The 12,141-nt window shown below is 44.9% G+C and carries 9 protein-coding genes; 1 reads left to right on the top strand and 8 read right to left on the bottom strand.

The window, feature by feature from the left end:
• Positions 1–59: 59 nt before the first annotated feature.
• The 7 genes from rlmH to dapC form a co-directional block, all read right to left on the bottom strand.
• Positions 60–548 carry a 23S rRNA (pseudouridine(1915)-N(3))-methyltransferase RlmH gene (rlmH, locus tag JMX83_RS07950; RefSeq protein ID WP_201600360.1) on the bottom strand — a complete coding sequence of 163 codons (489 nt, stop codon included), beginning with the start codon at positions 546–548 and terminating at the stop codon, positions 60–62.
• A gap of 89 nt (positions 549–637) precedes the next feature.
• On the bottom strand, positions 638–1,186 hold the full coding sequence (locus JMX83_RS07945) for a DUF421 domain-containing protein (protein ID WP_201600357.1): 549 nt from the start codon (positions 1,184–1,186) through the stop codon (positions 638–640).
• 149 nt (positions 1,187–1,335) lie between these two features.
• Positions 1,336–1,821: an ABZJ_00895 family protein gene (locus JMX83_RS07940; RefSeq protein ID WP_201600354.1), complete on the bottom strand. Its 486-nt coding sequence runs from the start codon at positions 1,819–1,821 to the stop codon at positions 1,336–1,338.
• A gap of 152 nt (positions 1,822–1,973) precedes the next feature.
• Entirely contained in the window at positions 1,974–4,016 is a 2,043-nt protein-coding gene (gene dacB, locus JMX83_RS07935) for a D-alanyl-D-alanine carboxypeptidase/D-alanyl-D-alanine endopeptidase (protein ID WP_201600352.1), read from the bottom strand.
• Positions 4,017–4,115: 99 nt separating this feature from the next.
• Positions 4,116–4,721 (bottom strand): 3'-5' exonuclease, encoded by a 606-nt coding sequence (locus JMX83_RS07930; protein WP_201600350.1) that lies wholly within the window; start codon positions 4,719–4,721, stop codon positions 4,116–4,118.
• A gap of 34 nt (positions 4,722–4,755) precedes the next feature.
• Positions 4,756–6,702, bottom strand: coding sequence for a DUF294 nucleotidyltransferase-like domain-containing protein (locus JMX83_RS07925; protein ID WP_201600348.1), 1,947 nt, complete (start codon positions 6,700–6,702; stop codon positions 4,756–4,758).
• 142 nt (positions 6,703–6,844) lie between these two features.
• On the bottom strand, positions 6,845–8,077 hold the full coding sequence (dapC, locus tag JMX83_RS07920) for a succinyldiaminopimelate transaminase (protein WP_201600346.1): 1,233 nt from the start codon (positions 8,075–8,077) through the stop codon (positions 6,845–6,847).
• Positions 8,078–8,337: 260 nt separating this feature from the next.
• Here dapC and JMX83_RS07915 point away from each other — a divergent pair, with 260 nt between their 5' ends.
• A complete protein-coding gene (locus tag JMX83_RS07915) occupies positions 8,338–9,009 on the top strand; it encodes a hypothetical protein (protein WP_201600345.1) in 672 nt (223 codons plus the stop codon).
• Positions 9,010–9,031: 22 nt separating this feature from the next.
• Here JMX83_RS07915 and glnD read toward each other — a convergent pair whose 3' ends face one another.
• A complete protein-coding gene (gene glnD / locus JMX83_RS07910) occupies positions 9,032–11,788 on the bottom strand; it encodes a [protein-PII] uridylyltransferase (RefSeq protein ID WP_201600343.1) in 2,757 nt (918 codons plus the stop codon).
• Between the last annotated feature and the right edge of the window lie 353 nt (positions 11,789–12,141).

The raw sequence follows: 12,141 nt of genomic DNA, 5'->3' as shown, positions 1-12,141 counted from the left end.
TTTTTCAATCCATTGCGTGACGGATATTTTTCGATTCAGTCTTCATTTTTGGTTCTGGTTTAATTACCGCGATGATAAGGGTGGTTATTATTGATACTCATCGCGCGGTATAGCTGCTCCATTAGTACAACGCGTACCAGCGGATGCGGCAATGTCAGTGCTGACAAAGATAATTTTGCGTCGGCTTTTGCCAACACTGCTGGTGATACGCCATCTGCACCGCCGATGACCAACGCAATATCATCACCTTGCTGCATGCCATCAGCGAGTTTATCAGCTAGCCCTTCTGTCGAGATCATCTTACCTTTGACGTCTAGTACCCATAATTGCTCACGGCTTGCGGCATTGTGAGCGGCCAATATCGCTTGACCTTCTTGCTCACGGTACTGTGCTAGATTAGCATCTGAAGGGCTTTTTGCCCGTTTTGCGGCGGCAATTTCCATAATCTCTGTGCTCAGCATAGGCTGAATACGCTTAAAGTACTCATCAAAACCCGTCTGCACCCAGCTAGGCATCTTATTACCAACAGTCAAAATTCTTACCTTCATAGTACGTACCATTTTTTAAATTGAAAAATTTTTACATTCGAGCACTGAATCTGAGTATTGATAGCCATCAGTGCTCGATTATCTAATCACTACATCAAAGGGGTAATGGTCTCTGATACGCTATGATCTGCATCCTGATTATCATCACTCGTATCGGCTTGGCGTTGTTTTGGAATCACGCTGAGTTTGGCGTCAGATTCAAAGACAATAGCTTCGATATCATCAAAATTATTGATGCCTTCAGCACGCATCGCACATTCGATTTCTTGACGAGTCAAGCGCTCGGCACGCATCGCCTCTGGCAAAAACTGCCCTTGATAAAAGACAATACGTGGATCAGACAAAATAACACTGCTAAATTGCGGTGAGATAGAGGCGTATTTGGTCACCAAAAACTGTAAGAGATAGAGTACCAATATTGATGACACCCCTTCGATGAAAGGGATGTTTTTGAGCAAAATGGTACTGGCGCCTAATGAGCCAATCATTACCGTCACGATCCAATCAAAATTATTGAGCTGTGACGTCGAGCGTTTACCCGAGGCTTTGGTCACCAACACAATCAACACGTAGACCATAACAGTCGTTAAAACAATGCGCCCGAGCTTATCGATGTTGTCAAAAAAAACCGTTTCCATGATGTCTGCTCCTATTATAAAGTAAAACAAATAACCGCTAAAATTTGACTGCTTAAAGTTAGCCTAACGGATTTTACGTATAAGTAGGAGAAAACTTTGTATTACCTTGTAGGTGGTTGGTTATGCTCGTAGTAAATGGTCGGGTGTGCTCATAGTGTTTTGAGAGCAGGGTTCAAGAAATGGTTGATGGCCCATAGGCTGATACGCGTACTGACCAAGGTGAATACCAGCATCAACACCAGTGAAGAGAGCAAGGGCAAAGGCCGCGCCATGGCCATCTCGAGTAATACCTCACGGCTAACCACATCAAATAACCAAAACCATATGGCTAAAAAATAAAGGACCGTCAATAACCAAACCACTGCAACACCGCCAAACATGAGCCGGTTGATTTCATTTTTAGCCAAGGCGCGCTGCTGATGCTTGATGAATTTGCTGACAGCAATATAGGCACCGACGATGATAGAGACGACCATGACCAGTTGCGAGTTAAGCGCAATCTTGGTCTGAATCATCATAAATATGGCGCTGGCTAGGATGTAACCAATGGCAAAAAACCCGATATATTGCGCCAGTTTAGGCTGACTGGACGTAAGCGGTCGAGGCTTACTAAGATTGGGTGTCTGGCGTGACATAAGCTGGCCTTTGTAAAGGTAAGAATAAAAGTTTTAAAAATGTATTCATAAACATAGCAGTCATGATTGCCGTGCAAATAATCATACCACTTTCGTCAAAATATCTGCTGCTGCTTTACTACTGCTCACTAAGCATCGCTTTAGAAAAACCATCAGCGCTGAGCGGTCCAGTCGAGTACTGCATCTAATACAGGTCTTGCTGTATAAGGATTGAGCGCTTGATCTGTATTAATCATACCCACAACGACATAGTCTTGACCTGACAACCCTTTGACATATCCTGCCATTGAGGTGACGTTATTTAATGTGCCTGTTTTTATCCATGCTCGGCCAATCGCTGCTGAGTCAGGTAGTCGCTCACTATGAGCGGCAATGGTGCCACTGACTCCAGCGATACCTAACGAGTCTACATACGCATCAAAGCTTGGGTGACCATAAGCGTAGGTCAACAGCTCGATTAGATTGGCGGCGGTGATGGTACAGTCGCGGCAGAGTCCTGAGCCATTGGTCAAATAAGGTGGCGGTGTGCTTAGGTTGGTTTGCCACCATTGATTGATGGTCTGTAAGGCTGAAGAATAATCAGTACCAGCAGGTGTGCCAAACTGATATAGGCTATCAGCTTTTTTATCGGTATTAGTAGCTTTTGATTGAGTCGGTCCTGCTTTGTCATAGGCGCCTATAGATAGGGCCACTTGTTCAGCCATAACATTGTTTGAAAAATGATTGATATCATGAATTTGCTGCGTTAGGTTCAGCGAGGGATAACTGACCATAGGTAAGGGTGACATGGTAATAGCCGTGAGACCATGTATTGATTTTGAGGTTTTTTTGGCATTGTAAGGGGTTTCTTGCGAGATCACTTTTCCGCTCAGGGTATTACCTAGTGCTTGCCATTTGGCAGCAATGACGTGTGCTGCAAACTCTTTGGCATTAGGATACGCCACATAAAACACATGCTCGCCGCAGCTCTCTGGCAGGCTGGCATTGAGTGTTAGCTGCTCCGCTTGCCACTGCGGCGATAGGCTGTAGCTTGCCTGTCCACAGTAAGCGGCACGGGTATTTATCTTATCAGGCAGCTGATAGTTGGCCAGTCGCGGCTTATAGGTCAAGCTCGCTTGGCCATTATCTGAGGGGTAGGTTTTGATACCAATGGTGCTAAAGTTGACCAAAAAACCATCAGGACTGGCGTTATAAGGGCGCAAAGGTGAGTTATCAAAGGCAGCAGGATCTTCGCTCACGTTTTTGAAGATTGCACTGTCAACGATGATGTCACCGTCGATATGGCGAATACCTGAGGCTTGTACTTTATACAGTAGCTCTTTCAAACGCTCGTGGGTCATTTTTGGATCGCCACTACCTTGAATGATTAAATCACCATGTAGACGGTCGCCGATGACAATACCAGTATGATAGACGCGTGTATACCATACAAAATCTGCCCCTAATGTGTCCAAAGCGATAAAACTGGGAACGAGTTTCATAGTGCTGGCAGGGGTACGAGGGACATCAGGTTGATGATTCAATAATGGCGAAAAGGAGATTTTGATAGAAGTTTTATCAGTGCTCACTGCGTTATTGTCATTGTTAGCAGGGGTTGGCTGTTCGTCAGGCACTACCGTTGGGATGCTTTCTACACTCTGATAAGTATAAGGATCATCAGTATAATCGTGTATCTTCTGCTCGTGCTGTTCAATCGTGCGCTTTTCAATAGTAATCAATGCGCTTTGTTGGTCAGGATTACTGGCGGCATGGTTGTTATTATTTTGAGTCGCTTTCTGACTGCTACTATTTTTATCAGCAGATATATTGGTAGTCGTATTGTTAGATGGTGTCGTCGGCATCAATTGACTATCAACATCACTGCTATCGATCACCTGAATAGGAGCAGGCAGACGACTGGCATTCTTGTTCCCTATTGGCGTGACGATGATGCTGATATCAGATTCTGTCAGATTTGCACGCGATAACGCAGCCTGAATGGCTGTTGGCAGAGCGGCTTGTGCGTAAGTAGGCACCAGCATAACCGCTGACAGTAGCGCAAGTACAGGCAAACGTTTTTTAGATTGATTCAATAATGGCACATGGCGACAGAGCGTGGTGAGCTTTGCTGTAACGGGTATGTGGCTACTGCGTTGAGAGAGATCGCGTTGAGATGGGTCGTATTGACAGAGATCGCGTTGAAGAGGGTATCGCATGAGCATCTTTCATCAGGTGGCAAAAACTGCCTATAGTAACATGAGTTGCTGTTTTCGCACATGCTCTCAAAAGCTCAATTTTATCGTCAATGATAAAGGCTAGCGTACATGCAAAAACGCCATCGCCGTCATAATCGCGTCATTATAAGCATCATGCGCGCCTAGCTCAGGAATATCATAATGCGCCAAAATATTATTCAAATGCTGCGTTTGATTGGGGATACCTTGCGTACGGTCGCCCATACGTCGACTGTATAATTGACGCACATCGATGACTTTGTTGGGCAGGATCGTTCCCATATAGCGTTTGACCAAAGGATTTAAAAATGCCATGTCGAGCTGTGTGCAGAACCCAACGATGGGGCGGTTATCAATAAAAGGTAACAAGAGAGCCAGCATGTCGTCATAACTCATGCCATGCTCGACATCAGCGGTACGCAGACCATGAATGACAATCGTGTCGCGGTTTGGCATTACAGGCGGTCTGCATACCAGATGCATGCCATTACCCGTATCGATCGTATTGCCATTAATATGTATCGCTGCCACGGACAATAAATGGTGCTTTTTGGGGTTCAGTCCAGTCATTTCACAGTCAATCGCTACCCACTGCTCAGCCGATGGTGTGGTGAACATTGAGGCCAGCTCCGGACGCTGTAGCTGCGTCTTTTGCCAAGCGCAAGATAACTGCTGTAACCAGCTCATATTGGTCATCCATTCATTTATGCTATTTCTATATTTATGCTATTTCTAATTGATAGTGTTGACGCAGCTGATTTTTAAAACTTTTTACCACGGCCAGACATTCTTTGAGCAGGTCACGTTCTAGTGCCGTTAGTGTCGTTGGATCGACTTGCCTTGCCTGTTTGTCATCGGTTGACAGTGCGACTGATAAACGCTGCGCCATAAAAAACTCCAAGGCTTCCAATAATGTATCAGCGCGCTCTTGGGTCAGGGCATGAGACTGTACCAATGCTTTTAGGCGATCTTTACTGCTAGGCACATCGAGCACATCATTTTCTAATGCCAACGTACGAATACCATGCACCAATGGAAAGATCCCTGCTTTTTTTAGATCAATATCTGCTGATATAGATTTACCCCCTATCAAAGGCACAAACTTTTGCCACCACTGATTGACATCGCCAAACTGTAGCGCTGCACGGGCAAACTGACGTACAAACATTGGATCGGCTTGTCTGTGAGCCATTCTTAAATGCTGACGTACCTGTGTAAGTAGGGTTTCATCACCGCAGACATATTCGCCATCCATTATGGCGGACAAGTAGATGCCATGCATGGGGTCAGTGTTTCTAAACCATAAGCCAATCTGCGCGGTAAACTGCTTGAGCGGTTGTCGCCACATGGGATTGGTCATCATGATATTGCCATCGCACAGCGGATAGCCAAGCGTTGCCAAGTGATTATTAAAGGTATCGGCAAATTGCGCCAAATCCGGATGCGTATAGCCATCACGAATGATTAGCGCGTTATCTTGATCGGTACGCATGATTTGCTCGCCGCGACCCTCTGAACCCATGACGATGAGACAAGTATTGCTTATCACATCATCAGGCACGATAAGTTGCCACAACTTGGTAAATACCTGTGCATTCAGGGTCTGCACCATACGGCTGATATTACCGATTTTGACACCGTTTTGATGCTGCGCACGAATATAGCGACCGATGAGTTCGACTGCGGTATCTAGGCTCGGCAAGTCAGTTGCTTGCTCGATTTGAATACTAATAAGCTGTGAGTGATGACCAATGTGGGCGAGCATATCGCTTTGTCCAAGTACCCCGACGACATCACCACTGCTGTCAATGACCGGCAGTCTGTGAATGCGATAGCGAGTCATGGTGAGCAACGCATCGCCAATCTCGTCAGTGGCCTTGATCGTACGTAGGTTAAAATTAGCATAGCCTTGGCAAAGCGTAATAGCGGGATCTTGTCTGTCACTCACAGCACGGCAAATATCCGTATCGGTGAGAATGCCTAGCAGCAGTTTTGGCTGCTCAGTGTCTCGTGTATTTTCTACATAGTTTAGCGGTCGTACCAGTACGTGTTTTAGTCCAGCCTTGGTCATGATACGAGCGGCTTCGTACAAGCTGTTATTGGCATCGACAATATGTACTGGCAATAAATGGACGTCGATGACAGGTTGCAGCATGATTTGCTGCACTTCTTGTTGATGGGTATAGCCATCAGGGTCTAGAGTTTTGTTGCTACGGCGCTGTCGTAGTGCCTTTAGTCTTTCGGGTAGCTTGTCTGAGAGCATTTGGCGCACTAGATGATTTTGCGCGCTGATTTTATCGACAGTGGCACCATCGACTTGTAGCAGCAATGTCTCCTCACTGGCCCGAAACTGGTACGGCTGTATAGGCGTGTCCTCACTTTCTGGCACACCATTTTTTATGAGCGACTCAGGTAAGCGGCGACTATCAAACCAGTCATTATTGTTTGGATCATCAGAATGGTTGCTCCCCAGATAAGAGGCGACAAATTCACCACTCAGTGATTGCTCAATTTGTCCTTTGATGACCACATATAGATACTGCAAGTCTGCTGCGGGTAGGATCTCATCTCTAGCAAGATAACGGATTTTCGTGTTTTTTCTGATGCTTTGACGTTCAGCTAGACTCAGTACGTCAAAGGGCGGCTGGGTAAAGTCAAGATGGGGCATGGCATCATCCTTGATGGCATATTTTGCAATAGAGACTTTACTATAGCACTATTCATACAAAAAGCCTCTAATAACCCTATTTATATTGTGGTTATTAAAGGCTTTTTTATTAGCTCAAGATAAAAGATTTTTGAATGGCTATTTATGCCGCTAGCAATTTGCGAATACGATTGATTGCTTCGCGGCTCTCCTCGACACTCGCGACCAAAGCAACACGGACATAGCCTTTTCCAGGATTATTCCCATCAACCTCGCGTGACAAGTAGCGTCCTGCCAATGCATGGATATTGGCCTGCTCGTATAATGCTTTGACAAATACTTCATCATCGCCATCGAACGGTTCAGGTACTTTTATCCAAAAATAAAATCCAGCTTCTGGCATGCGCAAGTCTAGCAACTCGCCAAGCTCGGACATCCATAGCGCGAACTTTTCTTGATAAAGGGCGCGATTGTGTGCGACATGCTTTTCATCTTGCCACGCAGCGATAGAGGCAAGCTGATGCGGTATCGGCATCGCACAGCCTTGATAAGTACGATATTGCAAATAAGCCTGCAAAATCTTGGCATCGCCCGCCACAAAACCAGAGCGTAAACCAGGTAGGTTCGAGCGTTTGGATAATGAATGGAATACGATGCAGTTTTTGAAATTACGGCGACCAAGATTCGCACAAGCCTGCAGTAAGCCGATCGGAGCAGTATCAAAATACAGCTCGCTATAGCACTCGTCGCTGGCAATGACAAAACCGTATTGGTCTGATAAACGAATGAGATATTCCCAATCCTCCATAGTCATAACCGAACCCGTTGGATTATTCGGACTACAGACAAATACAAGCTGTGTGCGTGCCCAAACGTCTTTTGGCACCGCGCGATAATCCCCCTTAAAGTCATTATCTAACGTACAGGGAACAAAGTGGGGCGTCGCTTGTGCCAATATTGCCGCACCTTCATATATTTGATAGAACGGATTGGGCATGACAACCAGAGGTGACGCATTAGATGCTAAAGAGGACGTGCTTTCGCTATCAGCGGTATCATGATTTATGACGGCTTGTACAAAGCTAAAAATGGCCTCGCGAGTACCCATTACTGGCAAAACTTGGGTGTTAGCATCGACGTGGCTAAGAAAAAAACGCTTCTCTAACCAGTGTGCAATCGTCTGACGTAACTCAAACATACCATTGGTGGTCGGATAACGACTTATTTTGTCCAAGTTTTCGCGTAGTACGTCCAGTACAAATGCTGGTGGCTCATGTTTTGGCTCACCAATACCCAGTTTGATTTCGCTGTAACCACTGGCAGGCTTGCTGTCAGCGAGTAAGGTTGCCATCTTGGCAAAGGGATAAGGATGTAGATGCGCTAAGTTGTGATTCATAAGTGTGGTAACTATAATAGACAATTAATAATAAAGTTATAAAGAAAATTTACATTAGAGCAGTGTAGTACTCCTCTTATTTTTTGCCTTTTTCTTTTCATAACGTGAATGCGAATTTATTGTGCTTGAACGGCTGACCTTATCATAGCCCATTCAGTCGTACTTACAAAGCGCATTGAACGCTTCGCGTCTGATAACTTATAACAATATAAAAGATGACTGTCAGTGCCAGAGACAGATCATTTTAAGGATAGTTTGATATGCCTAGTGTACTAAATCATAATAACTTCATCGCTAAAAATATCAATAATGACATTCCTGATGCAGGTGCGCATCCTATTAACGTATATGCGCTGCTAAAAGAACGTGAAGCGTGCTGGTGGCAGGCGAGGCAGCAATTGATTGAGCATCAAGAGAAGAAAATCTTTTGGTATGGCGAAAATAGCTTGATCATGTGGTTGTTATGGCAGTTGGTCGGTTACGTGGTTGTCGCCATGGCACTGATGCTACTGAATAATATGTTGAATCTATCGTTATCTTTGTGGCAATACATTGCTTTATTTATCTTACAGACCATATTTTTTGTCAGTATTCTTGCAGCGAAAGAACGTCTAGCGAATAAGTTGCAGAATGAGATAGATAAAGATGAGCTGCTAGGTGAGGAAGCACTGAATGAGATGATTGTGCTCGCAGAGGACAGTCTCTATCCTGATGTGCATGCCAAGTCGCCCATTTCTTTAAGGCAACTGGGTGACTATCTTAATGGCGAGTTTCATTTATCAAGCTTGCATTGCTTATTACAAAAAGAAATCAAGGCTGGGCGCTTAATACTAAGTCAGATGCCAATTGAAGTCGATATCTTACCGCCAGATCTTGCTGATGTTGAGCTGATAGAACATGCTGACAATATAATATACAAGAGCACGTTATAAAACGTGCTCTTGATAGTGTCAATTAATAGCTATAAACCACGTTGTTTTCTCTTTTGGTCGCTAGGCTGGCGAGCAATGCTGATTTTAATGCATCAAGTCGTTCAGCAGATAATGGCTTATCGTTTTGGTCACTGATATAAAACATATCTTCTGCGCGCTCGCCTAAGGTCGTAATACGAGCCGCATGAACCTCAATTTGCTCCTGCAAAAATATCTGTCCAACCCGAGCCAAGAGTCCTGGCTGATCCAGTGTCTCTAAGCTCATGATGTGCTGATCTGACGCTTCATTAAACTCAAAGTTGATCACCGTAGTCACTTCGAAATGCCTGAGCTGACGCGGTATACGTTTATTGGTGAGCTTTAGTACCGTTGGGTCTTTAAAGGCATTAATCAGGCGCTGTTTAAGTTCTTGCTGACTGTCTTCATCGACCAACAGCGTACCGCTAGGATCTAGCAGCACATAAGAATCCAAGGCAAAGTCGCGGGTAGCAGTAATAATACGTGCATCTAATACATCAAGATTCATCTGATCGAACACCGCCATCGTAACGGCAAACAGATTCATCTGATCTTGGGTATAAACAAAAACCTGTACCGCATCAAGTGCCAGCTCACGATGCTCACGCAAGACGACTAGTGGTGGACTATCCGCATTAGAAGCAAGCCCAATCGGTGGATGGTTCAAGATGGCTTCGGTGTGCCACAAGATATCCTCTGCAATCTCTCGCAAAAAGTACTCATCGCCCAAATCATCCCATAGTCGCAATACTTCATCGCGATTCATGTGCTGGTTGTTGACATTATCTAGCATCGCGAGCGCTTGCGCACGTGTGGCACTGATCATATCTTGGCGATTGGTAGGCGCATCGATATCGGCGCGCAAAATGCGCCGCGTCTGCGAGTATAGTTGTTTCATCAGCGTCGCCCGCCAGCTATTCCATAGCTGTGGATTGGTCGCATTCATATCAGCAACCGTCAGTACATACAGATGATTTAGGTGCGTCACATTACCAATAAGATCTGCAAAGATAGTCACCACCTCAGGGTCTGAGATGTCTTTTTTCTGTGCGGTAATCGACATCAATAGATGATAGCGGGTCAACCAGCCAACCAAATTGGCATCTGCCAAACTCATGCCGTGTGATAAGCAAAACTCCGTCGATTCAGTCTGACCAAGCTCACTATGATCGCCGCCACGACCTTTGGCAATATCATGAAACATCGCGGCCAGTACCAAAATTTCTTTGCGTTCGATGCGCTGAAAGATAGCGCTGACCAGCGGAAACTCTTCAGAAAACATAGGATCGGTAAAGCGGTGCAAAATTCGAATCAAAAATAAAGTATGCGCGTCCACCGTATAGCGATGGAACAAATCATATTGCATCAGACCAGTGACTTGCGCGAAAGCAGGAATATAGTTGCCCAATACCCCATAGCGATTCATAGTACGCAAACGATGGAACAGATAGTTTTGCTCTTTTAGATTAGATAAAAATAAAGCTTTATGAACGGGGTTGTCCCTATAAATTTGATCGATGCCGCGTGCTGCAATTTTTAGCGCCCGTAGCGTATGGGTACGAACCTTGTCGATACCATGCTGACCCATTAATAAGAACATCTCTAAAATAGATTCAGGATGCTGAGCGAAAACCCGATGGTGCGCTATAGCAATATGATCACCAACACGGTTGAATCTTGCATTGATCGGCTGCTTTTTGGGGCGCTCATCATCAGGCAAGTTGGGCTCTATGATGGTCTCGTAATAGTGGTTGGTCAGCATCTCAGACAGCGTTGATATTTGCATGGCGCAGCGGTAGTAATCACGCATAAAGCGTTCAACGGCCGCATTGGGCTGGTCATCTGGCTGGGTCTCGTACCCCATTAGTTGAGCAATCTCACGCTGATAATCAAACAACAGCTTGTTTTCATTACGACCTGTCAATACATGTAAATAATGACGTATCTGCCATAAATAGCCTTCTGCAAAGCTTAACTCATCAAACTCTTTTTCGGTCAAAAAGTTCTGTTGTACCAAGTCATAGAGCTTGCCCACTCGAAAGTAGCGTTTGGTGACCCAGCCGATGATATGAATGTCACGCAGACCACCTGGAGCCGTTTTGATATTTGGCTCAAGGTTATACTCGGTGGCATTGTGCTGTAAGTAGCGAGTTTTGGACTCTTCCATTTTTACATCAAAAAAGGCGCGAGGAGACCACTGCTTGTTAACGATTTGGATGGGCATATCTCGCAATGCTTCGTTGCCGATTAACAATCGAGCTTCGAGCTGGGCACTGGCTATCGTATGGTCAAGTGCAGCTTCTAACGCATCGTTGACGCTACGTACAGACAGCGCAGGCTCCAGCCCGATATCCCACAGCAATGCGACCAATTTATCAATCTTACTGCTGGCATCAGCGCCGATTTCGTCAGGAGATAACAGCAGAATATCGATATCTGAATAAAGCGACAGCTCACCGCGTCCATAGCCACCCGTTGCGAATAATGCCAAATCCGTCTTATCTAATTCAAACCATTTGAATAGCGCAATGAGTAAGCTATCAATAGCGCAGGCACGTACTTCGACCAATTGACGAATATTGGTACCACGCTCTAGTAATCGGCTGATATCCTCATTGATTTGTGCCAGCCATTCAGGAATGCCGAGTAGCGCTTTATCTGTCGTATTTTGCTCTGACAACAGCGAGTTATCTGTCGCCGTATCATTTGATAGTAGCGGTAGGGGCGTTAGATCAATAGAAGCGACATCACAAGTAAACATGAGTGTTATCCAATTAAGAGTTTAAAAATAGAACGTTTGAGCTGCAAAGCATCAGGCAATTCGCTTGCTGATAGCTGATAAAAGTTACCAATAGAATGTACTAATAAATGTATCGATATAAGTTATTAACTCATCAGAGTATAAAGACAAAAAGCCAGTAAGCACAATACTCAATCTGTCCTAACTCGATATGCGCTAATGATTGGCCAAAAAAAAGACCGCCTAGGTTCTTTATAGTACCTAAAAGTGTGTAATTCTGACAATAGCCTCCTGTAAAGGGGGTTATTTTTTGCTTGAAATTTACACGTACGTATAGTATAATGTGTGTAATATGTGTAAGGAATCGAGATGAT

Source organism: Psychrobacter piscatorii, from assembly GCF_904846415.1.
GTDB lineage: Bacteria > Pseudomonadota > Gammaproteobacteria > Pseudomonadales > Moraxellaceae > Psychrobacter > Psychrobacter piscatorii.
Note: the sequence above shows the minus strand (reverse complement) of the source record. Positions and strands in the feature narration are given on the sequence as shown.

Excerpts from the sequence above, each read along its gene's own strand:
- JMX83_RS07925 (WP_201600348.1), bottom strand. The coding sequence starts at position 6,702 with ATGCCCCATCTTGACTTTACCCAGCCGCCCTTTGACGTACTGAGTCTA.
- glnD (WP_201600343.1), bottom strand. The coding sequence starts at position 11,788 with ATGTTTACTTGTGATGTCGCTTCTATTGATCTAACGCCCCTACCGCTA.
- JMX83_RS07945 (WP_201600357.1), bottom strand. The coding sequence starts at position 1,186 with ATGGAAACGGTTTTTTTTGACAACATCGATAAGCTCGGGCGCATTGTT.
- rlmH (WP_201600360.1), bottom strand. The coding sequence starts at position 548 with ATGAAGGTAAGAATTTTGACTGTTGGTAATAAGATGCCTAGCTGGGTG.
- JMX83_RS07940 (WP_201600354.1), bottom strand. The coding sequence starts at position 1,821 with ATGTCACGCCAGACACCCAATCTTAGTAAGCCTCGACCGCTTACGTCC.
- dacB (WP_201600352.1), bottom strand. The coding sequence starts at position 4,016 with ATGCGATACCCTCTTCAACGCGATCTCTGTCAATACGACCCATCTCAA.
- JMX83_RS07915 (WP_201600345.1), top strand. The coding sequence starts at position 8,338 with ATGCCTAGTGTACTAAATCATAATAACTTCATCGCTAAAAATATCAAT.
- dapC (WP_201600346.1), bottom strand. The coding sequence starts at position 8,077 with ATGAATCACAACTTAGCGCATCTACATCCTTATCCCTTTGCCAAGATG.
- JMX83_RS07930 (WP_201600350.1), bottom strand. The coding sequence starts at position 4,721 with ATGAGCTGGTTACAGCAGTTATCTTGCGCTTGGCAAAAGACGCAGCTA.